This is a genomic window from Algorimicrobium echini, from assembly GCF_900115185.1.
Classification (GTDB): domain Bacteria; phylum Bacteroidota; class Bacteroidia; order Flavobacteriales; family Flavobacteriaceae; genus Algorimicrobium; species Algorimicrobium echini.
Genome location: NZ_FOVN01000001.1, coordinates 338,336 through 365,276 on the forward strand (window position 1 = coordinate 338,336; position 26,941 = coordinate 365,276).

The window sequence follows — 26,941 nt, forward strand, 5'->3', positions numbered from 1 at the left end:
ATTATTAATATTTAAAGTGTTAATTTGTATTTGTTTGTTTCTAATTTCTTGAAGGGAAAATTCCTTCTAGTGATATGATATAATTAATCCCTACAAACGGATTCTGAACATCAAATGATTGGTTGTTTCCTTGCAAACCAGTACTTCCAGATACGGTTCCGTTGCCAAAAGCGGCATCGTTTGCCGAAGTATTATAAGGCGTCCCTGATTCTGAAATCCCAATATTTTTACCAGTAGGCTCATTCGTATCGCCATCATCTTCATTACAGGCCAATACTAGTGACAATCCACTACCATCATGACTATGAGATGGCATATTCTGAACAGATAGCGTAACAAGTTCTTTTCCTCCTAACGCACCTAAAGTTACGTTTTGAAGGCCTGCGCCTTGTCCCATACCTTTCGGTAATCGCCCTCTTAAATCTGGCAATGCAAAAGTGGTTCGTCCATCACCACCATAGGTATTACCTAAAAGAGAATACAATGCACTGTATTGATTTATTGATAATAACTGACCGTTACAGTAAGCCCAACCTCTTGGTGCAAAATTACCGGCAAACATGATAATTTGTGCTAAAAATGATTCCATAAGTACTTTATTTTAAATTGATTAACTAACATCAAAGTTGAGTAAAACCACCCTAGTATTTAACAGCAAAATTCCCCTATCTCAAAACACCGTAAAAACCCCTGTTTTTTAATCCATTAATAAAAACATGGATCTTTATGACTACATTTAAACCTGAACCAATTAAAAACTATACATTATGGAAACTAAAATGACTGGGAAAACATTCCCTCTTAAACAAGTACAAAAATGGGTGCAAACATGGCAAGAAAACAATAAGACTAGAGCTAAAGCTTACAGAATACCTGTATCGGATTTAATTGGATGTTTTTTAGAAATGGGTGTTATTAGTTTAAAATCAGATGGCACAATGGTTGTCAATGACATACCAGACGCCTGTGTAAGAGCCTACTTGGGCACGAATCCAGACCCTTCAAAACGAACCATGGCTGAAGGCTTTGGTAATAAGCTATATATTGTAGGTACAGAAAAAATAGCTGGTAAGTATCGCGATATAGTACAAGATGAAGGTATCGCAGAACCATCGGCTGCTATAACAGGCAGTGGAATTTACGATATTACTACGCCTTGTCCTAATGATTGTGACGACTTAAGTCCTTTGGTTAACCCTTAATAAAAGTAATAGATGACAATCAATGATTTTTTTGGATATCTTGGAATATTTTTAATCATTGTAAACGCCTGTTTATTTATTTGGAGCTATAGGCGATTTAAAACGACTATAGCTCTCAAATATTTCAGTATTTATATTGTAATAATATGCCTCATTCAAGTAATTAGCTTCACACATTATTTACTTAAAATTAACAACTTATACTTATCTCATTTTTATTTTATATCTCAATTCATATTATTGTCATTATTCTATAAAGCACTTTTCAAAAAATGGCAACAAAAACTAATCGATTGTATTCTTTTTATTGTCTTATCAGCTTTAACGATTCAATACATAATAAAACCAGAATTATATTATAAATTTAACGTGTTAGAAATTTTTATAACAACGTTTCCAATTGTTATATATTCAATAATGCATTTATATAATTCACTAAACAAACAAGGTAAATTTATGCTTATAAACTCTGGAGTACTTATGTACCTTACCACGAGTACGCTGATTTATATATTAGGAAACTATATTGCCTCTAACACAAAAAACAACATCATAACCAATATTTGGTTCTTTAACAAAATCCTTAATGTTGGATATTTAATTTTAATTTTACTGGAATGGAAGAAGAGCTATTTACAAGTCAGGAGCAGATAATAGAAGCTCTGGTTTACGGCCTCATTTTTTTAGTTCTCGTAACTTTAGGACTTATTTTATTTTTCTATTACTCAAGAAAAAAAATAATTGAAAAAGAAATAGAAAAAATTAACATTAAGCTAGATTACCAAGAGAGAATACATCAAACTACTATAAAAGTTCAAGAAGCTGAGCGTCACAGAATATCTCAAGATTTACATGATGCCATTAGCTCTAAATTAAATATTATAAGTTTAACAACTCATGTTTTAATAGAAGACCAAACCATGAGTACTAAAAACAAAGAAGCCCTCAAACATATATTAGATATCACTAATAAAACGCTAGAGAACTCTAGAGTAATAGCACATAAATTAATGCCTCCAATTCTAGATAAATTCGGATTAAAGGAAGCCCTCGAAGAGTTATTTGAAGAGTTTACATCCAATTCATCTCTTAAAATAGAACAAAACATTGTAATAGATTGTATAAAAAAAGAAGATGAATTACATATTTTTAGAATTATTCAAGAACTTATAAACAACTCATTAGTGCATGGAAAAGCCACTATTTTAAAATTAGATATTAATAAAAAAGGGGATTTTTTAAAATTAAAATATGAGGATAACGGAATAGGTTTTAACACCAATGATGCCAGCAAAAAATCAGGAATTGGATTGCAAAACATTAAAAGTAGAGTTGCAATTTTAAATGGGATAATTGAAGTAAGCAGCACAAAAAATAAAGGAAGTCTATTTTCCATTAAATTTAGAAACTATGACTAATAAAATCACTATTGCTATTGCAGATGACGAACTATTATTTAGACAAGGTCTTATATCTATTTTAGAGAGAGAAAGTGATATTTCAATTGTTTTTGATGCTAAAGATGGTAATGATTTAATGAATCAATTACGAGCTACTGCAAATCCACCTGAAATTATAATAACAGATTTAAAAATGCCAGGACTCAATGGTGTGGAAGCCACAAAATTAATTCGAAAAGAATATCCCAACATTAAAATAATTGCTCTAACAAGTTATTTTAGTAAGCCATTTATTATTAATATGATTTCTATAGGAGCAGTCGCTTATTTAGCCAAAAATAGCACACCTAAACTCATGCTTACAACTATTAGAGAAGTTGCCGAAAAAGGGTTTTATTATGATACGCAAGTCATGAAATTTATCCACGAAGGCCTGTTAAACCAAAATGAAAAAAATACAAAATCAAATTTTGACACTACCTATTTTACTAGGCGAGAAAAAGAAGTATTGAATTTAATTTGCAAACAATACACAACAAATGAAATCGGTGAAAAATTGTTTATTAGTCCTAGAACGGTTGAAGGTCATCGTAATAATCTATTAATAAAAACAGAATCGAAAAACCTAGCAGGATTAGTAGTATACGCCATCCGTCAGAAATTGGTTGTTTTAGATGATACGTTTTAACTAGTTACAAAAAAATAATTTTATATAAAAACAGAATTAATTAGCCTTAATTTATGTTTCTTTCAACAAAAAAGCCCGAGACAATAACGCCTCTGGCTTTTTCAATCTAGCTAAAAATCAATTACTAATTAAGCCCTAATGAAGCTGAAAAAGCAAAAAGAATTCCATACTCTTCGGGACTATCAACAACTACCAGAGAAATATATGAAACTCCCCAATAAATTGTTTCCGAAGCACCCAAAGAAGATTGTCCATAATAGTAGCCATTTAAACCTGCACTATTTGAAATTTCTTGAGTTATCTGTTTAGCCATTTCTGTTACTGTTGCTTTATCAACTGGCAATCCCCAAGAACCAAAATCTTGGGTAATAGCATCGGTTACGCATTTAGGCGCAGAACCAGCTACATTGCCTTTCCAAGGTGCCATAATTGCAGAGTCGGGTGCATATTGAGGACTTGGATTTGCCTTTGGCCAATTGGTAGATAATTCGGTCTTCAATGCTTTTTGAACAGCCGCCACAGCATGATCAATTTTTGTTCCTGCTGGTATTGGCCCTAACCCAAAGTGGTTATAGGCAGATTGAAATTCATTTACGTTTACAGTAATATTTGTTACACTTACTTTTGCCATGATATTAAAATTTAATAGTTTTTGTCTACTCGTTTATAGGTTTTTCGACTACTACCTATTCCAAATAATTTGTTGCAACACACTTATTCCTGAACATGACAAATTTGATAAATACTTCGTTGAAAAATAAGAGAAGAATAACGGCAATTAAAGAATAGGGGTTACCACCAAAGTCCTACGTATAATATTCTGCGATTTAAGTATATATACGCATAAAAAAAAGCTCCTGAATGTTCAGGAGCTTTTTTTTGTTTTTAATAGTTGTTTACTAATCTCTAGACATAAAGATACTCAACACGTACCAAAACAATAACATTAAAGACGCAAACAACCCTAGTGCTGCTGGAATATAATCGTCTGTTGTGTATTTATTTACCATATTTGACGTTTGGTACAAAATAGAGCCTCCTGCTAATAAACACATAGCCACCGAAAACCATAGACCCAATGTAAACCCAAATAATGTTCCTGCTAGAATTAACCCAATGGCTATAAAAAATCCAATAGTTAAACCTGTTTTTATAAATGAAAAATCTTTTTTGGTAACCAAAACTACTGCCGATAACCCAGTAAACAAGCCCAAAGTTACTATCGCAGCTTGATTAAGCATTTCGGTACCAGAATCCATATAAAACATCGCTATATAAATCAATGGCACAAAAATGAAAGCTTCAGCTAGTATATAGAGTGCAAATGCTAAATACTGCGTGTTTTTATCCGTTGTTTTCATGGTCATCCGTTCTGCATAATTTGTAATAAACATAAAACCGCCTAACATAATGAGCCATTTGTACCCATCTAACATAGACAACATGAATTCTACAATTGTTTCACTTTGTAATAATATATATTCAAAAAGAATAAAAACTAAAACACCACCCGCCACATGTGCGTAGGTTTTTTTGTAAAAAGCTACACGATCTATATCCGATACTTGTGCCAACAAATGTTGGTCTTGAACTTGGTTTTCCATAATTAAATTTGGTTAGTAATTTGAGGTTGAAAATAACCAAAAAAAGTCAGATGTGTTGCATCTGACTTTTAAATTCGTTAAAGCGTTTATTTTTAATCGCGTGCTCCAAAAACCTGAAGTGCCCAATACGCTAATGAAGCTAAAGCTCCAATAGCAGCTACCAAATAAGTTCTAGCCGCCCATTTTAAAGCATCCTCTGCAGCATCATGTTCCTCACGCGTTACCATATGTTTGTTTTCTAACCAAGCCAAAGCACGATTACTGGCATCATATTCTACTGGCAAGGTTATAAAACTAAAAACGGTTGCCAATCCCATCATAATAACGCCTGCTACAGCTACATACCAACCAAGCCCTACACCTGCTGCTCCACCAAGAATTAAACCACCAATTATTAACCATTGTGACATTCCTGAAGACACACTAACAACTGGCACCAATTTAGAACGCATGGTTAACCACTCGTAAGCTTGAGCATGCTGAACTGCATGACCACATTCATGAGCCGCAACAGCTGCTGCTGCTGCATTTCGTTGGTTGTAAACCGACTCACTTAAATTAACAGTTTTATTTTTAGGGTTATAATGGTCTGTTAATTGCCCTGGTGTTGAAATAACTGCAACATCCGTAATACCGTTATCCAATAGCATTTTTTCTGCTATTTCTTTTCCGCTCATGCCATTTTGTAAATGAACTTGCGAGTACTTCTTAAATTTCTTTTTTAACTGACTACTCACTGCCCAGCTCACTAATGCTATGGCTCCAATTAATATATAATATCCAATCATGTGTTTTCTTTTATTTCAAGATAAATTTACAAGTTATATAGCAAATAATAAGCCAAATATTCGTTAAGAAATTTTGTCAGTTTTTTGTTCAGATTCCTGCTAAAACAGGAATTTTAGCCAACGATGTTTACAATCTTCCCAGGGACCACAATCACCTTTTTAGGTGTTCGTCCTTCCAATTGTGCTTGGGTTTTTTCGTGAGCCATAACCGCTTTTTCAATGTCATCTTTACTCATGTCCATTGGCAACTCTAGTGTAAAACGCATTTTACCATTAAAAGAAATAGGATAATTTTTAGAACTTTCTACCAGATGCCTTTCATCAAATTTTGGAAAAGCAACTGTTGAAATAGATTCTTCATGTCCTAATTGATGCCATAGTTCTTCTGAAATATGTGGTGCATATGGCGACATTAAAATAACAAGCGGTTCTAAAATTTCACGACTGGTACATTTTTCAGCTGTTAGTTCATTCACCGCAATCATAAAGGTAGAAACCGAAGTATTGAATGAAAAATTCTCAATATCTTCCTCTACTTTTTTAATGGTTTTATGTAGCGTTTTTAAACTGTCTTTACTTGGTTCAGAATTGGTAACTTTAATGCCGTTATCATCAACATACAACTTCCATAATTTTTTAAGGAAACCATGAACACCTGTAATTCCCGCCGTATTCCAGGGTTTGTATTGCTCTAAAGGACCCAAAAACATTTCGTAAAGGCGTAAACTGTCTGCGCCATAATCTTCACAAATGCTGTCAGGATTGACGACGTTGTATTTGGATTTGGACATTTTTTCGACTTCGCGCTTAACTTTAAATGTTCCGTCTTCTTCAGTTATAAACTCCACGTTATTGAATTCCTCTCTCCAGTTTTTAAAGGATTCAATATTTAACTCATCTGAAGAGTTAACAAAAGATACATCAACATGTTTATCATAAAAAAATAATTCGGGTTTTTGTTCAAACTTCCCAGAATCAATATAATCCTTCAAAACTTTGTATTCAGAATCTTTATTTATTAATTCAAATAATAGTTCTTCAACTTTACTATTGTCATTCACCAAACTATTTGAAATATAAACATGTTTAAAATATATTGAAGCTGTAGGAGTATCTTCAATCAAATCTGCCTCATTTTTATAACGAAAAACATAATTTAGTTGATTTACAAAAGCACTCGTCCCAAGTATCATCCCTTGGTTAATCAGCTTCTTAAAAGGTTCTTCTACACCTACAAAACCTCTGTCTTTCATGAATTTCACCCAGAAACGTGCGTATAATAAATGGCCTGTAGCGTGCTCGCTTCCGCCAATATATAAATCCACATTCTCCCAGTATTTGAGTGCGTCTTCGCTTGCAAAATCCAAGTCGTTATGCGCATCCATATACCTAAAGAAATACCAGGAACTTCCTGCCCAACCTGGCATGGTGTTGAGTTCTAACGGAAATACGGTTTCATTATCTATCAACTCATTACTAACAACCGAACACTGTTTCACATCCCATGCCCAAACATCGGCACGACCTAAAGGTGGCTCGCCTGTTTCGGTTGGTAAATATTTTTCAACGTCTGGCAAACGGATTGGTAAATGGGCTTTATCAATCATTTGTGGCATGCCGTTTACGTAATACACTGGAAACGGTTCGCCCCAATAACGTTGTCTGGAAAAAACCGCATCGCGTAAACGGTAATTGGTTTTTCCTTCGCCCTGTCCTATTTTTTCTAATTCGAAAATAGCACGTTTCATAGCTTTTTTATACGGTAAGCCATTTAAGAAATCAGAGTTGGCAATGACAGTTTTATCTTTATCAGAGAAGGCTTCTTCAGAAATATCAACACCTTCAAAAATATTAGGGATTGGAATATTGAAATGTTTGGCAAACGCATAGTCGCGCTGATCACCACATGGTACAGACATAACAGCGCCTGTTCCGTAACCAGCCAATACATAATCGCCAATCCAAATTGGAATCGGTTCTTTACTAAATGGATGTTCAGCATAAGCTCCAGTAAAAACACCTGAAATGGTTTTGACATCTGCCATTCGATCGCGCTCACTACGTTTGGCTGTTTTTTCAATATAGGCTTCTACTTCTGCTTTTTGTTCCTCGGTTGTAATTTGAGAAACCAATTCGTGTTCTGGCGCTAATGTCATGAATGATACGCCAAAAATAGTGTCTGGTCTGGTGGTAAAAACTTCTATTATCTCATCATGATTATTCACTGAAAAAGAAACAGAAGCACCTATGGATTTTCCAATCCAGTTACGCTGACTTTCTTTTAAAGAATCTGTCCAATCAATCGTATCTAATCCTTGTAACAATCGTTCTGCATAAGCTGAAATCCGCATAGACCATTGGGTCATTTTTTTTCGAATAACTGGGTGACCACCGCGTTCTGAAACACCATTGACAATTTCATCGTTTGCTAAAACGGTTCCTAATGCTGGACACCAATTCACTTCGGTTTCCGCTAAATACGTTAAGCGGTATTGTAATAGTATTTCTTGTTGTTTTTTGCTTGAAAAGTTATTCCAAGTTTCAGCTGAAAACACGGCAACATCCTCATCACAAACCGCATTTACATGTGCATTTCCTTCTGAAGCAAATTTTGAGATTAACGTTTCAATTGCTTCTGCTTTGTTAGTATCATTATTATACCAAGACTCAAATAACTGAATAAAAATCCATTGCGTCCATTTGTAATAATTGGGATCTGATGTTCTAACCTCGCGACTCCAATCAAATGAAAAGCCTATTTGGTCTAACTGACGTCGGTATGTTTTAATATTCTCCTCGGTGGTAACAGCTGGATGCTGACCCGTTTGGATAGCATATTGTTCTGCAGGTAAACCAAAACTATCATAGCCTTGCGGATGCAACACATTAAACCCTTTATGTCTTTTAAAACGTGCATAAATATCGGACGCAATATAACCTAATGGATGTCCAACATGCAAACCAGCTCCACTTGGATAGGGAAACATATCTAACACATAATATTTTGGTTTATCTGATTGATTTTCGGCTTTAAACGTTTGGTTTTCTGACCAATATTTTTGCCATTTGGCTTCTATCTCGTTGAAATTGTATTGCATGTGTTTTTTTTCTACTTGTAAAGGCACAAATTTAAACTTATTATAACAATGTTGAAAGTTTAAACGTTGTAATCCTTAAGGAATTGGATTTCTTTTATATTTTTACAGCATAAACCCATCGTATTTATGAGTTCATCTTTTGAGAAGTATCAAAAACGCCGATTAATATCCTCTTATTTTTCTGTTGTATTGAGTATTGGCTTGGTTTTATTCCTATTAGGCTTATTGGGTATGTTAGTTCTAAATGCCAAAAAAGTTTCTGATCATTTTAAGGAACAGGTGGTTGTTACCATTTATTTAAAAGACTCTGCCAAAGAGGTTGAAACAAAACAGCTAGAAAAAAGCTTGGCGATGGCTGACTATGTAAAATCGACTGAATTTGTATCTAAAGAGCAAGCTGCTGAATCTATGAAAGCCGAAAATGGTGAAGATTTTATGGCCTTTTTAGGTTATAACCCGTTACAAAACTCCATTGATGTGCATGTAAAAGCAGATTTTGTTACAGCCGAACAATTAGATGGCATAGCCCAAGAAGCGCTTACCAAAAGTTTTGTAGACGAGGTTCGCTATGATAATGATTTAGTAAACTTAATGAATGACAACGTCAAGAAAATCAGTTTCTGGATTTTAGTCATTAGTGGTTTATTTACGGTAATTGCCGTATTGTTAATAAATAGCTCCATCCGATTATCGGTTTACTCCAAGCGTTTCACCATAAAAACCATGCAAATGGTTGGTGCCACAAAGCAATTTATTAGACGCCCTTTTGTATGGAAAAGCGTTCGTTTAGGGGTTATAGGCGCTATACTTGCCATGATTGGCATGGCTGTGGTATTATATTATATTAATCAAACCTTTCCAGAATTAGAACTTTTAAACAACCACGTGTTATTAGGACTTTTATTTGCAGGTGTGTTTGTTTTAGGTATTATTATTACTTGGATTAGCACGTTTATAGCTACACAACGTTTCTTGAATTTAAAAACCGATCAATTGTATTATTAACCATGAAAAAAGGAACTATATTAGCTGCTATCATAGCTTTTTTAGTCGGGCTATTTGGTTTAATTGCCATAGATGATCTTTTTATAAAAGAACCTAAACTAAAAGATGCGGCAGTAAAAACAGTAACCATTACGGCAATAAATGAAGGCACAACCAATGATATTGTTTTTACAGACAGCCAGGGTGAAACCTATTATATTAACCGCGGATTGGAGCAAAACTTAATTTTAGATTCTCTTAACGCTAAAGTTTTAAATAAAACTGTTACTTTGCATTTACCAAAAAATTGGTTAGGCACATCAGAACATATTGCACAATTAACTGTAAATGATGTTATTATTTTTACAGAATTTTCTCCAGAATCCGAAAATTCTGAAGATTAATTAAAAATTATGGGCGAACAAAAACGTAAAGAAAACTCTCAATCCGAATTTATCTTCGGAAGAAAAAATTACAAATTCATGGTAATAGGGCTTGCTGTAATTGGCTTAGGGTTTATCCTTATGTCTGGAGGTGGCAGCGACGATCCCAATGTTTTTAACCCAGAAATATTCAACTTCCGTCGTATTCGGTTAGCACCAACGTTAGTGTTAATTGGATTTGCTATTGAAATTTATGCCATTTTACTGAACCCAAATAAAAAATAAGTCATTTTACTGACTGCATTTAGGTTACTTCAGCAATTTTAATATTTTTGCCCTATGGATATATCCGATTCAATTATTCTAGGCGTCATTCAAGGTCTTACCGAGTTTCTACCTGTGTCATCTAGTGGCCATTTAGAGCTTGGTAAAGCTATTTTAGGCAATCACTCTATTCCTAAAGAAAGTCTGCTTTTTACTGTGGTTTTACATTTTGCAACCGCCTTAAGTACCATGGTTGTTTTTAGAAAAGATATTTGGTTATTGCTAAAAGGTATTCTGAAATTTGAGTGGAATGACGATATGCAATTTGCTACTAAAATTGCCTTATCCATGATTCCGGCAGTCATTGTAGGACTCTTTTTTGAAGAGCAACTAGAAAGTCTATTTGGCGGAAACATATTATTAGTTGGTTGCATGCTTATAATTACAGCAGCTCTGCTCTTTCTAGCCGATAAGGCCAAAGACACCCATAAAAAAGTGAGTTTTAAAAATGCTTTTATCATTGGTATTTCGCAAGCTATTGCTATGCTTCCAGGCATTTCACGTTCCGGTGCTACAATCTCTACTTCGGTGTTATTAGGAAATGATAAAACACGAGCCGCTCGCTTTTCGTTTTTAATGGTTGTGCCACTTATTTTTGGAAAAATAGCTAAAGACTTAGTCAGTGGCGAGTTGACTTATGAATCTTCTAATTTCACTTATTTAAGTGTTGGTTTTATTGCTGCTTTTGTGGCTGGACTTTTTGCTTGTACTTGGATGATTTCGTTAGTTAAAAAAAGTAAGCTCTCCTATTTTGCTATTTATTGTGCCATTGTTGGTGTAATTGCTATTAGTTACTCAATTGCCAATTAATATGAAAACTGCTGAATATTTCCAATCTGGACAAGTACTATTAATCGATAAACCGCTACACTGGACCTCTTTTCAAGCTGTAAATAAATTACGCTGGGAAATTCGTCATGCCTATAATATTAAAAAAATAAAAGTTGGTCATGCTGGAACATTAGACCCCTTAGCAACAGGATTACTGGTTATTTGTACTGGAAAAATGACCAAGCAAATAAACACCTTTCAAGGACAAGACAAAGAATATACTGGAACTATTGTGTTAGGAGCCACCACGCCATCCTACGATTTAGAAACAGCTATTGATGCTACTTTCCCAACTGAACATATTTCAGAAGATTTAATTTATAAAACTACCAAACAGTTTATTGGCGAAATTGATCAGTTTCCTCCTGTTTTTTCGGCAATCAAAAAAGAAGGCAAACGTTTGTATGAGTTTGCACGAGCAGGTGAAGCAGTAAAAATTAATTCACGACGGATTCAAATATCTACATTTGAAATTACCAAAATTGATGGTTTAAACATTGAGTTCCGCGTGGTTTGTAGCAAAGGAACTTACATTCGTTCTTTAGCTCATGATTTTGGTAAAGCCTTAAATTCTGGAGCGCACTTGTCCGTTTTACGTCGCACTAAAATTGGCGACTTACATGTTGATAATGCGCTTTCACCCGAAGCCTTTATAGAAAGCTTAACAACTAAATAGCTTCTTTTTACGTATATTAACTGGATAATTCAATCTTATAAACATCATTTCACGTATTGGAGATTTCAGATAAACATAAAGCATTACTCTTAACGGGCTTAATTTCGGCTACGGTTTTAATGATGCTATTCAGTTTTCAGATTACCCAACATGCTGAAAAATTAGCTGAAAGTTATTATCTCCTGGAGCCACAACCTGAAGATGAACTGGATGCCGAAGCACTTGAAAAAATGGCTGCGGAACAGACTGAAAAAGCTGAAACCAATAAAGCCTATAACGAAACAGAAGATTATAAGAAATTTGCACAAGCTTATCAGCCTATTGCTCCTCCAAAAGATTTCGAATTTACAAGACCTGATTCTCCAGCCGAGGAAACAGCTAATGAAAATAACGGAGTTGGCTCTAGTTCTGAAATAAATGAAGATGTACTATCTTCCTATAACAATATAAATTCGGTACTCAAACAACAACAAAGTAACCCCTCTTCACAATCGGTAAACAAAAAAAGTTCTATGCATTATTCATTAGTGAATAGAACGCATAAATATTTACCAACACCTATTTATTTGTGTGATGATGGCGGCAAGGTTGTTGTAAATATTACGGTTGATAATAAAGGAGCTGTTATAAAATCAACCATTAACACAGCCGCTTCAACAGACAATGATTGTTTACACGAACACGCGCTAGAATATGCGAACGAGTCGCGTTTTAATGTGGATAATTCCAAAAAAACACAACTCGGTTCTATTACTTTTTATTTTGAAGGCAAGAATTAAACACCCAACATCGTTAGTAAATCTTCCATGGTACTCTGACCTTTATCTTTATTATACCAACCCTGTAAATCTTCCTTAAATTCGGGTGTTAAAATACCGTGAGCCGCTTTATAATCTGCTACTAATTTCGTTGCAGCAACAGGCCTTGGACCAAACGTATCTAATACCTCTCCTGTTTCATTATCTACCATAATTAATTTAGGAATGGATTTTCCGCCATTGGTTAAAAACTGATTCATTAAGTCCTCATTGGTATCGCGTAAAACTAATTTCAATGAAATGGTATCTGATTGTTCTGCTAATTTAGCAATTGCAGGAACCACATGAGCCGCATCACCACACCAACTTTCTGTAATTACAATCCAAGTCACCTTACCTTTGAAATTTGATAAACGTGTTATGGAATCTTCTGTTAATTTAATAGTTTTATCCCAACGTTTCATGCGCTTATCATTCAACTTCGTGTATTCTACCATATCTTCAGATTTATCGTTGCCTGTAGTAGATTCACGCCCTACCAAATCCGTTACTAAATCGCGATAATCTGCATAAGTATAACTCGTTTTTAAACTCGCTTTTATAATATTAGAAATATTCGTATCGTTTATTGTTTCCATAATTTTTATCTCATTATATGATGGTGCAAAAATACCTTGCACCCAATTAATCATCGGTAACCATTATTACATAGCATGCAAAAATAGTTGGATTTTTTTTCTTGATATATGATTAATGTCATATCTATGTCTATCTTTAATCTGAAAACTTACAATCTGCGGTATGAAGACAAAACATAAATGTGCTTGGTGTGTTGGCGACGATTTATACGAGGCCTATCACGACGAAGAATGGGGCGTTCCCGTTTATGATGACGACACGTTTTTCGAGTTCCTAGTTTTTGAAACCTTTCAAGCGGGATTGAGTTGGATTACCATTTTACGCAAACGCGAAAATTTTAAAAAAGCGTTTGATGATTTTGATTATAAAAAAATAGCCAACTACAAGCAGTCTAAAATTGATAGTTTATTACAAGATCCTGGAATTGTACGTAATAAATTGAAAGTAAATGGAACCGTTACCAATGCGAAATTATTCATGGATATTCAAAAGGAATTTGGAAGTTTTAGCAACTATATTTGGAAGTTTGTTGATGGAAAACCGATAACCAACAAGGTAGTAAATTACAAAGAAGCACCAGCCACAACTGCTATTTCAGATGCGATTAGTAAAGACTTAAAAAAGCGTGGTTTTAAGTTTGTAGGATCTACCGTTATGTATGCGTTTATGCAAGCAACCGGTTTGGTAAATGATCATGAAGTTGCTTGTTTTAGGCACAAGGAGGTTTAAAATAAGCATCCAAATATTTACTTCAGATAGCCCATAAACACATCTCTCGAAATATCTTCTGCACCTAATCGTTCCAGATGATTGGTATACACCTGGCAATCTATTAATTGATAATCGGTATTTTGAATAAAGGTGATAAAGGCTACTTTACTGGCATTGCTAACTTTAGCAAACATACTTTCGCCACAGAAAACGCCATTTCCTAAATCGACACCATAAAACCCACCAACTAATTCACCTTCTTGCCAAACCTCAACAGATTTTGCGTAGCCAGCCTGATGTAATTCATTATATGCCATTATCATACTTTCTGTAATCCAAGTTCCTGCTTGACCGTTCCGTTTGGCTATAGAGCATTCGGTAATGACTTGATTAAAATCCTGATTAATTGACACGGTAAAGTTGGCATTTCGTAATACCTGTTTCATGCTTTTAGACACTTTTAAGTTTTCGGGAAATAAAACAAAACGTGGGTCTGGCGACCACCATAAAATTGGCTGATTGCCCTCAAACCAAGGAAAAATGCCCGATTGATAGGCCAACAGTAATCGTGGAACGGATAAATCGCCTCCAATGGCCAGTAAGCCATCTTCATCTGCTTGAGTGACTGGCGGAAACCATAAGTCTTGATTTAGAAATTGCATAAAAAAACAATAAAATATCTAGTTGACAATTCGAGGGCAGTCGGGAATTATTTTGACTTTTCAAATAGGTTTCAACTACGCTCAAACAGACATACATAAGCGCAATTAAAACTTATATTCAAAACAAACTTTTACTTTATAAAAACAAAAACCTCAACATTAAAAAACATTGAGGTTTATTATACGCAGTCTTTACCAATAATTAAAATGGCAAATCGTCGTTATCTTCTTCGTTTAAATCGTCTGCAGGTGCAAATGCTTTCGCAGGAGGTACTGGTGGCATCTCTGGGTTAGAAGCATCTGCTGGAGCTGCTTCAATACGCCATCCTTGAATGGAGTTAAAATATTTCGTTTCACCTTGTGGGTTTACCCATTCGCGACCACGTAAATTAATACTTATTTTTACTTGTTGTCCAACTTGAAAACTATTTAATAAATCCGTTTTATCTTGAACAAATTCTACCATAATATGTTGTGGGTACTGCTCTTCTGTTGTAACGACTACTTCCCTTTTTCTAAAGCCATTGCTACCAAACGATTGTGTTTCTCCAATAACTTTAATTCTTCCTTGTACTTCCATTGTTAAATTTAATTTTCTGTGTTATGATAATAATATTTTCCAGGCACTATCCAAATCACCAAAGCTCAAATAGTTTTTTGCCAATTTATGTTTTTTTCTGTGATTAGCATCTTTAATATTAGGATGATGCTCACTAACTGATTCCAAAAATTCTTGAACAGCTTCTGCTGTTGGTAAAACTTCTACATTTGCCAGCATACCTAGTTCATTTCCGGTTAAAATCATACTATTCTTTACATGATCTGGCATTTGATCCACACCAATTCCTAACGTTGATAATGGCTTCGGGATTTCAAAAAACCCTTTTTTTGCACGGCTGTAATAACTGCCACCTGCTCTGGCAACCAAATCGAGCTTTTCTTGATTAATTTGTCCATTTTCATCCAATATATCTTCATCCATATGAAGTTTTACAACCTCACAAATAACTAGATTACCTGCGCCTCCTTCAGTTCCCAAATGAACCACTTCATTTACCTTACATTCAAATTGAACAGGCGATTCAGCTACGCGAAATGGTTTTACCAAATCAGATTTCAACATGCTAAAACCTGCCTTATCAAACTCATTAACGCCTAACGGATACTCCGTACTACTTAATGACATTTGATGAACCATATCAAAACTTACCACGTTAATTACTACTTCTTTTGTAGCTAAAACGTTCTCTAATGTATGTTTGGTAGTATTGTCTCGAACACGACGAGCAGGAGAAAAAATGAGTATCGGTGGATTAGCACTAAATACATTAAAAAAACTAAAAGGCGATAAATTAGGGTTTCCATCCGCATCCATTGTACTTGCAAATGCAATAGGCCTTGGAGCTACAGCACTTAACAGATAACCGTGTAACTTGCCTGTTGATAATTCTTTAGGTTCAAATGAAATCATGAAAACTTTATTAATTTGCACAAATGTAATTAATCTAATAACGAACTAAAAACGATTTGGTTATCATCTCACACAATATTATTAACAGATTTCCATTATATTAACATTCCAAAATAAACCTATGCTTTTTTCCAAATACCGAAATCTTACTCGTTATATCATTGTTGCCGCAAGTTTTGTTATTATATCCTTAATTCTGTGGAATACTTTTGTGTTTTTTCAATATTTTAAAGAAGAGCAACGTCAAAAAATGGACATCTGGGCATTTGCACAAACAGAGTTTCAAAAAAACATGCTGGATGATGACGTAAACCCTATGGTATCTAAAGTATTAATTAGCAAAAACGACAACCAAATAGTAGTTGTTGATGCTGAAGGGGTTATTGGCTTAACCAATAATATTGAAGAGAACCAACTTAAAAATGAAGAAAGCACAAATAAACTCATCGCTGAGTTAGCTACTGAAAACAAACCTATTGAACTTTCTTATATAGACCCTAAAACTAATCAGAAAATTCATGGTGGTTATCTATACTATGGTAATTCACCTTTAATTACGAAACTCAAATACTACCCACTTGCTTTATTACTGATTATTATATTATTTGGTGCTGTTGCTTACTTTTTTTACCGGAGTACAAAAATTGCCACACAAAACAAATTATGGTCTGGAATGGCCAAGGAAACAGCGCATCAAATAGGAACACCATTATCATCTTTAATTGGCTGGACAGAAATACTTAAAACCGAACAGGTAAATCCGGAATACATTCTAGAAATAGAAAAAGATATTAGTCGCCTGCAAACTATAACGGAACGTTTTAGTAAAATAGGCTCCTTACCAAAACTAGAAAAAGCGGATATTGTGGCCGAAACATTAGAGTCTTATGACTACCTAAAAACGCGTTCATCTAAACTTATTGAATTTGACATTTCGGTACCAGAAAACCCTATTTATGTACAACTAAACAAACAGCTTTTTAGTTGGACTATTGAAAATTTGGTAAAAAATGCCATCGATGCCATGCGTGGCAAAGGAAAATTAACAATAATCATTTCGCAATTAGAAGATAATGTAAAAATAAAGATTACAGATACTGGAAAAGGACTTACTAGAAATCAATTTAAACGTATCTTTGACCCTGGTTTTACAACAAAAAAACGTGGTTGGGGATTGGGCCTATCTTTAGCCAAACGAATTATTGAAGAATTCCACAACGGAAAAATTTATGTGCTTGAATCTGAAATTGATAAAGGGACTAGCATGCAAATCCTTTTAAAAACAACCTAATTATGGATGATAGATTTATAACAATTAAAGAAGTGGCCATTAATAATAACTGTCCAGAATGTTATAACACCAATGGTTTACATTTTACGTTTAAGCAGAAATTTGTAGAAACCTCCTTTTACAAATCGTTAACTACCGAAACAGCCCACGAACTTAATTGTAAAACCTGTGAAACAACCATTTACCCTGTAAATTGGACCGATGATATTGATCGGGTTTTTGAATACCAACAACGCGCTTATGTTCCTAAAAAAGCGTCCTTTAAATTAAAAAAAACAGCTTGGTTAGCTATTGGCATTCTAATTGGAATTATAGCCGTTGGAATTGCAGCAACCGTGTTCTTTAATTAAGTTACAGATGCGCTCTAATTGCTTTCGCTACGTTTTCAAAATCTTCTTCTGTTAATTTCTCTTTAGAAATAAAGCGCGCATCTTCCATGGTATTTAATGGAATTAAATGCACGTGTGCATGCGGAACTTCCAAACCAATAACGGTTAAACCAACACGTTTACAAGGCACAGCTTTTTTAATGGCTAATGCTATTTGTCTAGAAAACTCTAACAAACCATGATAAGAAACCTCATCTAAATCAAATAATTTATCAACTTCCTGTTTTGGAATACAGAGCGTATGCCCTTTGGCATTAGGATTAATGTCTAAAAAAGCGAAATAATCTTCAGTTTCCGCAATTTTATAACACGGAATGTCGCCATTAATTATTTTTGTGAACAGTGTTGCCATAGTATGCTATTAGTATACCTGTAAATATAAAAAGATTCCCGCTTTAAGGGAATCTTTTCAAGAATAATTTCGTGGTTACTATTTATCGTTCCTCCCGTAATGGGAAGCGAGCTTATTATCTAGATATTTCTAAAATATCAAATTTCATAACGCCATTTGGCACTTGCACTTCGGCAACTTCGCCAACAGATTTGCCCAACAAACCTTTACCAATTGGTGAGTTAACAGATAACTTTCCGGAAGCTAAATCGGCTTCACCATCGGCAACCAAGGTATAGGTCATTTCCATGCCGTTGGTTTGATTTTTTATTTTCACTTTGGAAAGCACCAATACTTTAGAGTTGTCTAATTGCGATTCGTCAATAACTCTGGCGCCAGCTAAAGCACTTTCTAATTTAGATATTTTCATCTCCAACATACCTTGGGCTTCTTTAGCAGCATCATACTCGGCATTTTCACTTAAATCACCTTTATCTCTGGCCTCTGCAATGGCTTGAGATGCTTTTGAACGCTCAACATCTTTTAATTGGCGTAACTCTTCACGTAATTTCTTTAATCCTTCGGGTGTATAATAAGATACTTTACTCATAACGTCATGTTTTATAATAATAAAAAGATGCTGAAAACAAATGGACTGTTAGCGCCAAATCTGTTCAGCATAAAAAAATCCCGCTTGCACGAGATATAAATACAAAGCTACACAATTTTTTTGATTCTTGTAAGTTTACCACTTGTTAATACTATGATAAGTAGCTAGACTTTAATCGATTTGAACAGCAATATGCAAGTCAGCTAAATATACGAAATTTTTTATACGCTTGGGTTTTTGTTGTAAATTGCCTTCAAAAAATAATTGGTTATGAAATATCTGTTTTTACTTGTTTTTGCATCTGTTTTTTTTACGTCTTGTAATAAAAATGATGATGATATAGTGCGCCAAAATGAATTTTTACCTAACTACAATTTTGATACAGGTACTTTAATAAACACCAATTTACCACAGTATAGTGATATGGAATTCCCAAATAATTATGTGATATTAAATAATAATTACGGCATTAATGGTGTGGTGGTTTTTTATGCAGGTGGCAATAATTATAATGCTTTTGAACTATCTGACCCAAATCATGTTATTCGCGATTGCTCGAAATTAACCGTTACAGGCGTTATTGCTTCTTGTACTTGTGATGATGATAATTCCTATGATATTTTAACAGGCCAACCACAAGAAGGCACTACAGGACAATATGGTTTGAAACGCTATTTTGTTGAAAAAACAGGAAATATTATTCGGGTTTATAATAATTAGAAAGCATAGCGTTTTTCATTTATAAATTGAGAAAATTAAAAAACTGCCTAAAAACGATAATTTGTTTTAGGCAGTTTTTTAATTTATGAGATTATTTTACACACATAATCTTCTTAAAACTTCAAGGTCATTCCCAATAAAAAATTAGTAGTTGCTTGTGGATAAAAACCAGCACCTTCAATAGTTGACACTTGTGGTGGATTAGACCAGGTATCATCATAGGTATAATAGTAACCATTGGATTCATACTTGACATTAAAAATATTATTTACAAGGCCAGAAAACAAAATTGATTTTAAAAATGGTTTAGTATTTTCATCTCTTTGGAAGGATAACTCATAATTAACATTAAAATCATTAATAAAATAACTATCCAATTTGGAGGCTTCCGCCTCTGTATTACTCATAAACTGGTCGCCAACAAATTTACTTAAAAGGGTTAATTGTAAATTAGTAACTGGTTGAAATGTTAACGCATTGGATGCAATCCACTCTGGAGAAAAGGAAATATCAGTTTTACCGAAATTTACCAAACCACCATCAAACTCCGTAATTGTCTCTTTGTTTTTATTGGAACTCCAAGTTATACTAGGTTGTAAGCGCCATTTGTTACCAATTTGTACTGCAGCTTCCACTTCCAAACCTAAACGGTAACTATCACCACTATTGGTACGAATTGGATTTCCAGACTGATCAATGTTTCCTGTTAAAACTAATTGCTCGTTATACAACATGTAATAGGCATTCACATTTAAACGAAATTTTTCAGTATCATGTCGCCAACCTAATTCAAAATCATTTAATTGCTCTGGTTTTACGTCTGCATTATTTTCAAAATCATCGCGACTTGGCTCACGATTGGCACGTGCATACGAGAAATACATACTATTGTTTGAATTGAACGAATAGGTAATTCCTGCTTTTGGATTAAAAAAGGCATAATTTTCATCTACATCAAATGGGATTCTATCCGAATTTAAACCATCAATGGTATAATCCACGAGTCGCAACTGCAAATCTGCAAAGAGGCTAATGTTCTTATTCAATTTAAACGTTCCTTTTCCAAAAAAATTCAGATCCGATTTTATTCCAGTACTTTCATAATAACGATCGGTATTCATACTATTACTGGCAAATTGTGCCCAAATAATCTCACCAAAGTGACCACCATCATAATAACTATAAGAACCACCAAAAATCACATCTAGCTGATTATTTTTGTAGTTCGCATTGGCATTCACTACATAGAAATCATTATCCAACCAACGACGTCTTACCAAATCCGTTTCCGAAATCGTATCCGTTGCAATTACAATCTCATTTAAACCATAATCGGCAAACTCGGCATCCTCTTTATATTGCTCAAAATAACCACGTCCTGCGGTATAATTGAACGCCATGTTGGTAGACCAATTGTTATCGTAACGTTGGTTCCAATGGAGTTGATAATGGTCCTGTTGATAATTATCTACTTCATTTTCGTAAAACTGGGTATTGCCATTTTCATCTGTATATTCACCTGCTGTGTTATAGGTTCTATCATTTTCTAATTTCTCTAAATCTTCCAAGCCGTTCCAAGACTGATAGGTTATTTCTTTGCCCGAAAATGTAATGGCTTTTATCAAGGTATTTGCCGATTTATAAGATCCTTGTAGGAAATACGATTTTAAATCGGATGAAGCACGATCTATATAACCATCCGATTTTATATTTGATAAACGTCCAGCAAATTCTACGCGATCATTTAGCAAACCTGTACTAAATTTTAAGGTGTGCTTACGGGTATTAAAACTCCCAAATGAATTAGCAAATTCGCCATAAGCCTCGTTGGAAACAGCATCCGTTAATACGTTTATACTCGCTCCAAATGCTCCTGACCCATTGGTAGATGTCCCAACGCCACGTTGTAATTGCAGGCTCTCTACCGACGAGGCAAAATCGTTTAAATTCACCCAAAATGTACCTAAAGATTCCGCATCATTATAAGGGATACCATTAATAGTTACGTTAGTAGATTGTGCATTAATACCACGCACGCGAATACCAGTATAACCAACACCTGCTCCTGCATCTGATGTGGTAACTACAGATGGCAAATAATTAAGTAAAATAGGAATATCTTGACCCAAATTACGTTGCTCTATTTCTTCTTTTGAAAGATTGGAATGGGTAATTGGCGAATCGGCTTGTACACGAACCGATCGTACTAAAACTTCGTCTAAAGTTTCTAATTTCGTAGAATCTTGTGGTTTTTCTTGTGAAAACATTCCAAAAGACGTTGTTAAAAAAAAGGAAAGCAATCCTGCTTTTTGAAGATGTTGCCAGCGAAAAACTGACGCGTTGTTGAATAAAAATTTCATTCGATAAAATAAATTTAGCGAATAAAAAGAGGTGATTATTCTGGTTAAAAAATTAGTTTATTTGTTGCCATACGTATCTACGTACAACATGACAAAATTATTGTTATTTTCCTAAACAGCATTACCTGTTCTAGGTTCAATGGGTATGATCTCAGCCGTTATTGGGCACCCCTTTATGAGAACGCTGCAAATGTAATTAACAATGCATAATTAAAAAAGGATAATGTATAATTATTCTGCTAAACTTCAGGTGGCTTTCTATTAGCCTTCTTTTCAGCATTTTTTTTCTTATAGGAAAGTCTTTTAAGCTTTACAGCTTTCGGAACTTTAGTCGGTTTTCGCTTTTTAGGCACGATTAATCCTATCTTTATCATCTCTAAAAAGCGCTTAATAACCAAGTCTTTATTTTTGTGTTGACTGCGACTATCGTCACTAGAGAGAATTAATACACCATCGGTTGTTAACCGGTTATTTAGGCTTTTAAAAAGTCGTGTTTTCTGATTTTCCGAAAATACCTGCGAATTTGGTAAATCCCAATTCAATACCACTTTAGAGGATGTTTTATTTACATGCTGCCCTCCAGCACCCGAACTTCTTACCGCTTTAAATGATAATTCTGTAATAAGTAAAGCTGCATCAAACATATTATTTAATTTGATGTGGCGATTTTAATAAATCATTTACTGTTTTAACTGGATTGAAGGTAATGAGTGGCACTTCAACAAAAATTGTATTCCAATTGGCCATGCTACCATTCCACAAACCCGGTAATTCCAAAGCCTTCAATTCTTTTCCTAAACGTGTTTTTTTGGTAATAAATGCCGCTTTATCATCAACAAACTGGGTGAGATCAAATTTACGGCCTCTGTAATCTTTTACACCACAAACCAAATCAACAGGATTAAAATGTGTGGCATTCTTTAAAATACTTTTCTGGTGTTTATTCTTCTGATTTATTTGAGCCGACTCAACAATTTGAAGTGAAACGGTTCCTCCTTCATCTTTTACCCAAAATGGCCCACCACCAGGTTCACCTTCATTTTTAACCATGCCACAAACGCGAATGGGTCTATTCAATTTGTTTTGAAGGTATTCAATTTGATACTTTTCAGCATATTTTTCAAATTCAGTTGAAATTTTTACCTGCATTTTATTGGTTAAAAATTCAGCTATCTCAACAATTTCTTTGTGCGTTAGTTGGCCTTTCTCTATCTGCTCTAGATATTGAAACGCTTGTTGTTGAATTTCCATCAGTATCCCAGCCAATATTTTTTTGTTTTTGGCAACCTCTTCCTTGTATTTATAAACGACTACATTATCAATGTTTTTAATAAAAATAATATCGGCATCTAAATCGTTTAAATTCTCAATTAGTGCACCATGTCCAGATGGACGAAATAATAGATCACCATTTTCCAATCTGAAAGGCTCATCTTTTGGTGTTACAGCAATGGTATCTGTTGATTCTTTTTGATAAGAGAACGAAATATCAAATTGAGAATCCGTTTTGCGTTCCACTTTTTCTTCAATTCTTAAAAATTCGTTACTGAATTTGTCCTTGTGGTTTTCTGAAATGGTAAAATGTAGTTTAGCACGCTTGTTACAAGACGCATATAAAGCAGATTCAAACAAATGCTCCTCAAAAGCAGTAGAGATGATTTTGTTTTTATATTCGTGAAATGGCAACAATCCTTTTGGCGAATTACCATAATTTAAGCCGTTTTCATCTAACATAGCTTTTACAAATAGTTGCGAGCGGAAACTATCATCTAAATTTGAAAAATCAGGATACGTTTTAAGAAGTAAGTCCATGACCTCACTATAAAATGGAAATTTTTCAATACCTACAAAAAATATGTGCAAACTCTTATCGTCACGCGTATTCATGTATGAATTAATTGTTTCTACAGCTGGATCATATTCTTCTAAAAACTGAAATAGAAATTTAAACATTCGGGTAGCTGCTCCAGAGGCTGGAACAAATTTGATAATATCAAATTGGTCTTTTTTTGCATCAAAAAGAGCTATTAATTTATCGATTTCTGAAACATTAAGCCGTAAAACCCCATTATCAATAGTTGCCGCTGCTACCAAATTTGAAAATGGCAAACCAGATTGAAACGTTTGCAGTTGTTTATTGACACTTTCAACGGTTAGTCCTTTGGATTCTATTTGTTTTATGTCCTTTTCAGAAAAAGTCATCTATTATTTATTTAATAATTCATTAATATGTTTTACGGCAACTTCAAACCGATTTGTTAGATTACCACTTAATAATACATATGGTTTTTGATGGGTTTCCAACGCACTTTGAAAAGCTTGAAACATAGGTTCTCTTTCATGCGGTTTATCGCGAATGCCATCAGGTTCCCATGGTAAATCAATATTAGTTAAAAAATAAAGATTATAGTAATTTTCTATGGCAAATTTATTTAAGCGTACTGAAGTAAAGTCTTGATAATAAGCTTCACTGTAAACTTTTGTTTCCAGTAAATCAGTATCGCAAATTAGTAATTTATCGGCTTGTTTAGTCAATTTATTTTCTAATGCCATTTGCCCTTCCGCTATTGGCAATACATCATCTTGGGTTAATACCTCATGCATTTTGGCTTTATTTTCGGCATAAATCCTGGAATATTCCGGAACCCATAGTGTATTATAATATGCAGCCAATTTTTTAGCTAGTATGGTTTTTCCAGTAGATTCAGGACCAAATAGCACAATTTTTATGCAATGACTCTCGTCTTGTTTAAGTATTTCTTCCATGCTAAATAACCGTAAATTGCTAAAACTGTAAAACCTAAATATTGCAGGCTAGTAAATGTAAATCCTCTGTAGAAATATAATGGCACCGAAATAATATCGCCAATAATCCAGAAAATCCAATTTTCAACTTTTCGTTTTGCCATGAGGTACATTCCGGCAAAAAATATGGCAGTTGTTAGAATATCAACATACGACACCCAACTACTCCATTTATTAAAAATTTGATAAATAACAGCAACAAAAACTACCGCTGCAACGGCAATTCCAATTGAAATCTGTTTATCCCTTTTATTCCATGATGTAATTGGTGTTTCTTGCGTATCATCTATTTTACGTGTCCAAATATACCAACCATAAATACTCATTATAAAATAGTAGGCGTTAATAATCATATCGCCTAATAATCCCCATTGAAACAATAGATATACAAAAATACTTGTACTAATAATTCCTGTTGGAAACACAAAAATATGGTTCTGTTTCGAGTACCAAACCGATAGAAATCCGAAAATAACCGCTATTATTTCGAGTACAATATCTAGAGTAGCATAATTGCTGTATTGACCAAACAGGTAATCAAAAATGAGGTTCATAATCTTGTCTATCTGATTTCACTATTTTCATGTGAAGCAAACCGCGTTCAATGAGCTCAAAGGCTTCTTTTATTTCTACGGTTAATAATTCCATTACCGCATCATAATCCCCATAAACCTGGGTGCTTAATGGGTTTTCAAGAACTTTTAAATCTGACGCTCGTAACTTTTTAATAAAGTGAATGATGGCTGGTTCGTAGTCATCATGCAACGGTGTTAAGGTTAACTCTACGGATATTTTCATATTTATACTTACTTTAAATTTAAAGCCTCTCGACTACGTTTGCGGTGACAGTATCAATCTTGAAGTTCATCAAAAAAAGATTCATCATTTTCAAAAGCAGTTCCAATGACTACTAAATCGGCTCCTGCCTGGTAGGCTTGTTTTAATTGTTTTAAATTTCTAATTCCACCTCCCACAATTAATGGTATGCTAATGTTGGTTTTTACTTTTTTAATTATTTCCTTGGATACAGGCTGCAACGCACCACTTCCTGCTTCTAAATATATGAGTTTCATACCGAGTAACTCCCCTGCTTTTGCTGTGTCGGCTATTAATTGAATATTGTTATTCTGTAATGGAACGGTTTCAGTTACACGTTGTACTGCTGTTTGTTTACCGTTTTCAATTAAAATATAACCGGTTGAAATAATTTCTAAATTTGAATCTTTCAATTTAGAAACAGCCTCAACATGCTTACCAATTAAATAATCTGGATTTCTGCCTGAAATTAGTGATAAAAATAAGAGCGCATCAGCTTGGTTCGTTATTTGTGTTATATCGCCTGGGAATAAAACAATTGGTAAACGAGTATGCTTTTTAATTGTTTGTACAACAATTTCTGTTTGTTGTTCGGCAACATCACTTCCACCTACAAAAACATAATTCGCTACAGATTTATTTACTTTTCCCATAAAACTGGGAATGTGCTTTATAGCTATTTTATCAGGATCGATTAAAACAGCTAATATTTTTTTACCAGACGTAGCATCTTGTAATATGTGTTTGTAAATTGTTTTCATTAAGAAATTGGTAAAGCAAACGCACAGGTAAAACCTTCAAACTCTAAAAAAGTGGTATCGTAACCATGTTTTTTATTATCATAATCTATCCAAGCACGTGTTTCGGTATCTACTAATTCAAATGGAATAACCAATGTATGTTGTAAAAAACTCAATCCTGGAGTGGCAAACAATTTGTAAAGCGATTCTTTAATACACCAAACAACGGTCAATTTCCGAATATAATCATCGGCATCTCTATTCAAATATTGGTTTTCGTAATCCATAAACTTATGAGCAATGATGCCTATTTTATCACGTTGCTTTTCAATATCAATTCCTACTACATTTTCGCTGACAACAACTCCAGAAAATGTAAAGGAATGCGTTATGGAAATATGCTTGCCGTCTTTTAAGTGAGGTTTTCCATTGTCATCATAAAACAAATCAGAATCGGTATAACCAAATTCAGCTAGCAAATGCCTAACACTTAAAAAACCACGTTGGTGCAGCTCACTTTTCATACCTAAAACACGATTTAAACTTTCAGGTTTTAAAAAAATTGGTTTTAATAAATCATCAAAGGATTCATCTATCTTCCAGATTTTAACAGTAGTTTGTGAGTTGGGAATAAGGGTTTTATAAAGCGGCATTTAATAT

32 protein-coding genes are annotated in these 26,941 nt (G+C 34.1%); 13 read left to right on the forward strand and 19 right to left on the reverse strand.

Annotated elements, in window-relative coordinates; genetic code table 11:
- Window positions 1-40 precede the first annotated feature (40 nt).
- Window positions 41-589 (reverse strand): phage tail protein, encoded by a 549-nt coding sequence (locus BM239_RS01635; protein WP_092205905.1) that lies wholly within the window; start codon window positions 587-589, stop codon window positions 41-43.
- A 178-nt stretch (window positions 590-767) separates the two neighbouring features.
- On the opposite strand from BM239_RS01635, the gene BM239_RS01640 reads away from it, so the two are divergent.
- The 3 genes from BM239_RS01640 (at window position 768) to BM239_RS01650 (ending at window position 3,290) form a co-directional block, all read left to right on the forward strand.
- On the forward strand, window positions 768-1,202 hold the full coding sequence (locus BM239_RS01640) for a hypothetical protein (protein WP_092205906.1): 435 nt from the start codon (window positions 768-770) through the stop codon (window positions 1,200-1,202).
- A 617-nt stretch (window positions 1,203-1,819) separates the two neighbouring features.
- On the forward strand, window positions 1,820-2,620 hold the full coding sequence (locus BM239_RS01645; RefSeq protein WP_092205907.1) for a sensor histidine kinase: 801 nt from the start codon (window positions 1,820-1,822) through the stop codon (window positions 2,618-2,620).
- The gene (locus tag BM239_RS01650; protein WP_092205908.1) at window positions 2,613-3,290 is read left to right on the forward strand and encodes a response regulator transcription factor; all 678 of its coding nucleotides are present in this window, start codon (window positions 2,613-2,615) and stop codon (window positions 3,288-3,290) included. Before BM239_RS01645 ends, BM239_RS01650 begins: the two co-directional genes overlap by 8 nt.
- Window positions 3,291-3,414: 124 nt before the next feature.
- Here the strand turns inward: BM239_RS01650 and BM239_RS01655 are convergent, their stop codons facing one another.
- The 4 genes from BM239_RS01655 to BM239_RS01670 all read right to left on the reverse strand — a co-directional run bounded on the left by BM239_RS01655 (window position 3,415) and on the right by BM239_RS01670 (window position 8,780).
- The gene (locus BM239_RS01655; RefSeq protein ID WP_092205909.1) at window positions 3,415-3,921 is read right to left on the reverse strand and encodes a hypothetical protein; all 507 of its coding nucleotides are present in this window, start codon (window positions 3,919-3,921) and stop codon (window positions 3,415-3,417) included.
- A 268-nt stretch (window positions 3,922-4,189) separates the two neighbouring features.
- A complete protein-coding gene (locus BM239_RS01660; RefSeq protein WP_177208959.1) occupies window positions 4,190-4,894 on the reverse strand; it encodes a Bax inhibitor-1/YccA family protein in 705 nt (234 codons plus the stop codon).
- A 92-nt stretch (window positions 4,895-4,986) separates the two neighbouring features.
- Window positions 4,987-5,682, reverse strand: coding sequence for a zinc metallopeptidase (locus BM239_RS01665; RefSeq protein WP_092205911.1), 696 nt, complete (start codon window positions 5,680-5,682; stop codon window positions 4,987-4,989).
- A gap of 113 nt (window positions 5,683-5,795) precedes the next feature.
- The gene (locus BM239_RS01670) at window positions 5,796-8,780 is read right to left on the reverse strand and encodes a leucine--tRNA ligase (RefSeq protein WP_092205912.1); all 2,985 of its coding nucleotides are present in this window, start codon (window positions 8,778-8,780) and stop codon (window positions 5,796-5,798) included.
- 126 nt (window positions 8,781-8,906) lie between these two features.
- Between BM239_RS01670 and BM239_RS01675 the strand changes: the two genes are divergently transcribed.
- From BM239_RS01675 to BM239_RS01700, 6 genes are read left to right on the forward strand one after another with little or no spacing between them, the layout of a single operon-like run.
- Window positions 8,907-9,785 carry a cell division protein FtsX gene (locus tag BM239_RS01675; RefSeq protein ID WP_092205913.1) on the forward strand — a complete coding sequence of 293 codons (879 nt, stop codon included), beginning with the start codon at window positions 8,907-8,909 and terminating at the stop codon, window positions 9,783-9,785.
- A 2-nt stretch (window positions 9,786-9,787) separates the two neighbouring features.
- A complete protein-coding gene (locus tag BM239_RS01680; RefSeq protein WP_092205914.1) occupies window positions 9,788-10,168 on the forward strand; it encodes a hypothetical protein in 381 nt (126 codons plus the stop codon).
- Window positions 10,169-10,177: 9 nt separating this feature from the next.
- A complete protein-coding gene (locus BM239_RS01685) occupies window positions 10,178-10,432 on the forward strand; it encodes a DUF3098 domain-containing protein (protein WP_092205915.1) in 255 nt (84 codons plus the stop codon).
- Between the two features lie 54 nt (window positions 10,433-10,486).
- Window positions 10,487-11,281 (forward strand): undecaprenyl-diphosphate phosphatase, encoded by a 795-nt coding sequence (locus BM239_RS01690; RefSeq protein ID WP_092205916.1) that lies wholly within the window; start codon window positions 10,487-10,489, stop codon window positions 11,279-11,281.
- A 1-nt stretch (window position 11,282) separates the two neighbouring features.
- On the forward strand, window positions 11,283-11,978 hold the full coding sequence (truB, locus tag BM239_RS01695) for a tRNA pseudouridine(55) synthase TruB (RefSeq protein WP_092205917.1): 696 nt from the start codon (window positions 11,283-11,285) through the stop codon (window positions 11,976-11,978).
- 56 nt (window positions 11,979-12,034) lie between these two features.
- Complete coding sequence (locus tag BM239_RS01700) at window positions 12,035-12,757, forward strand: hypothetical protein (RefSeq protein WP_092205918.1); 723 nt, start codon at window positions 12,035-12,037, stop codon at window positions 12,755-12,757.
- Here the strand turns inward: BM239_RS01700 and BM239_RS01705 are convergent.
- The gene (locus BM239_RS01705; RefSeq protein WP_092206744.1) at window positions 12,754-13,374 is read right to left on the reverse strand and encodes a thioredoxin family protein; all 621 of its coding nucleotides are present in this window, start codon (window positions 13,372-13,374) and stop codon (window positions 12,754-12,756) included. The genes BM239_RS01700 and BM239_RS01705 overlap by 4 nt on opposite strands.
- 163 nt (window positions 13,375-13,537) lie before the next feature.
- Here BM239_RS01705 and BM239_RS01710 point away from each other — a divergent pair, with 163 nt between their 5' ends.
- A complete protein-coding gene (locus tag BM239_RS01710) occupies window positions 13,538-14,104 on the forward strand; it encodes a DNA-3-methyladenine glycosylase I (protein ID WP_092205919.1) in 567 nt (188 codons plus the stop codon).
- Window positions 14,105-14,121: 17 nt separating this feature from the next.
- Here BM239_RS01710 and aat read toward each other — a convergent pair whose 3' ends face one another.
- The 3 genes from aat to BM239_RS01725 form a co-directional block, all read right to left on the reverse strand.
- Window positions 14,122-14,748, reverse strand: coding sequence for a leucyl/phenylalanyl-tRNA--protein transferase (gene aat / locus BM239_RS01715; protein WP_092205920.1), 627 nt, complete (start codon window positions 14,746-14,748; stop codon window positions 14,122-14,124).
- 202 nt (window positions 14,749-14,950) lie between these two features.
- The gene (locus tag BM239_RS01720; protein WP_092205921.1) at window positions 14,951-15,328 is read right to left on the reverse strand and encodes a DUF3127 domain-containing protein; all 378 of its coding nucleotides are present in this window, start codon (window positions 15,326-15,328) and stop codon (window positions 14,951-14,953) included.
- Window positions 15,329-15,349: 21 nt separating this feature from the next.
- On the reverse strand, window positions 15,350-16,219 hold the full coding sequence (locus BM239_RS01725) for a flavin reductase family protein (RefSeq protein ID WP_092205922.1): 870 nt from the start codon (window positions 16,217-16,219) through the stop codon (window positions 15,350-15,352).
- A 121-nt stretch (window positions 16,220-16,340) separates the two neighbouring features.
- Here BM239_RS01725 and BM239_RS01730 point away from each other — a divergent pair, with 121 nt between their 5' ends.
- Window positions 16,341-17,510 carry a sensor histidine kinase gene (locus BM239_RS01730; RefSeq protein WP_092205923.1) on the forward strand — a complete coding sequence of 390 codons (1,170 nt, stop codon included), beginning with the start codon at window positions 16,341-16,343 and terminating at the stop codon, window positions 17,508-17,510.
- 2 nt (window positions 17,511-17,512) lie between these two features.
- The gene (locus BM239_RS01735; protein WP_092205924.1) at window positions 17,513-17,860 is read left to right on the forward strand and encodes a hypothetical protein; all 348 of its coding nucleotides are present in this window, start codon (window positions 17,513-17,515) and stop codon (window positions 17,858-17,860) included.
- A 1-nt stretch (window position 17,861) separates the two neighbouring features.
- On the opposite strand, the gene BM239_RS01740 is transcribed toward BM239_RS01735, so the two are convergent.
- Both BM239_RS01740 and greA read right to left on the reverse strand, forming a co-directional pair.
- On the reverse strand, window positions 17,862-18,251 hold the full coding sequence (locus tag BM239_RS01740; protein WP_092205925.1) for an HIT family protein: 390 nt from the start codon (window positions 18,249-18,251) through the stop codon (window positions 17,862-17,864).
- 115 nt (window positions 18,252-18,366) lie between these two features.
- On the reverse strand, window positions 18,367-18,840 hold the full coding sequence (gene greA, locus BM239_RS01745) for a transcription elongation factor GreA (protein ID WP_092205926.1): 474 nt from the start codon (window positions 18,838-18,840) through the stop codon (window positions 18,367-18,369).
- Window positions 18,841-19,110: 270 nt separating this feature from the next.
- Here greA and BM239_RS01750 point away from each other — a divergent pair, with 270 nt between their 5' ends.
- Window positions 19,111-19,560: a hypothetical protein gene (locus BM239_RS01750; RefSeq protein WP_092205927.1), complete on the forward strand. Its 450-nt coding sequence runs from the start codon at window positions 19,111-19,113 to the stop codon at window positions 19,558-19,560.
- A gap of 113 nt (window positions 19,561-19,673) precedes the next feature.
- Here the strand turns inward: BM239_RS01750 and BM239_RS01755 are convergent, their stop codons facing one another.
- From BM239_RS01755 to BM239_RS01790, 8 genes are all read right to left on the reverse strand, one after another.
- A complete protein-coding gene (locus BM239_RS01755; protein WP_092205928.1) occupies window positions 19,674-21,920 on the reverse strand; it encodes a TonB-dependent receptor in 2,247 nt (748 codons plus the stop codon).
- 239 nt (window positions 21,921-22,159) lie between these two features.
- Complete coding sequence (gene arfB, locus BM239_RS01760; protein ID WP_092205929.1) at window positions 22,160-22,564, reverse strand: alternative ribosome rescue aminoacyl-tRNA hydrolase ArfB; 405 nt, start codon at window positions 22,562-22,564, stop codon at window positions 22,160-22,162.
- Window position 22,565: 1 nt separating this feature from the next.
- The gene (locus BM239_RS01765; protein ID WP_092205930.1) at window positions 22,566-24,122 is read right to left on the reverse strand and encodes a DUF4301 family protein; all 1,557 of its coding nucleotides are present in this window, start codon (window positions 24,120-24,122) and stop codon (window positions 22,566-22,568) included.
- Window positions 24,123-24,125: 3 nt separating this feature from the next.
- Window positions 24,126-24,686, reverse strand: coding sequence for an AAA family ATPase (locus BM239_RS01770; RefSeq protein WP_092205931.1), 561 nt, complete (start codon window positions 24,684-24,686; stop codon window positions 24,126-24,128).
- Window positions 24,647-25,279 carry a nicotinamide riboside transporter PnuC gene (pnuC, locus tag BM239_RS01775; RefSeq protein WP_092205932.1) on the reverse strand — a complete coding sequence of 211 codons (633 nt, stop codon included), beginning with the start codon at window positions 25,277-25,279 and terminating at the stop codon, window positions 24,647-24,649. The genes BM239_RS01770 and pnuC overlap by 40 nt, the downstream gene beginning before the upstream one ends.
- Complete coding sequence (locus tag BM239_RS01780; RefSeq protein WP_092205933.1) at window positions 25,263-25,523, reverse strand: thiamine-binding protein; 261 nt, start codon at window positions 25,521-25,523, stop codon at window positions 25,263-25,265. Before BM239_RS01780 ends, pnuC begins: the two co-directional genes overlap by 17 nt.
- A gap of 53 nt (window positions 25,524-25,576) precedes the next feature.
- Window positions 25,577-26,302, reverse strand: coding sequence for a phosphoglycerol geranylgeranyltransferase (locus tag BM239_RS01785; protein ID WP_092205934.1), 726 nt, complete (start codon window positions 26,300-26,302; stop codon window positions 25,577-25,579).
- Complete coding sequence (locus BM239_RS01790; protein WP_092205935.1) at window positions 26,302-26,934, reverse strand: 4'-phosphopantetheinyl transferase family protein; 633 nt, start codon at window positions 26,932-26,934, stop codon at window positions 26,302-26,304. Before BM239_RS01790 ends, BM239_RS01785 begins: the two co-directional genes overlap by 1 nt.
- Window positions 26,935-26,941 lie beyond the last annotated feature (7 nt).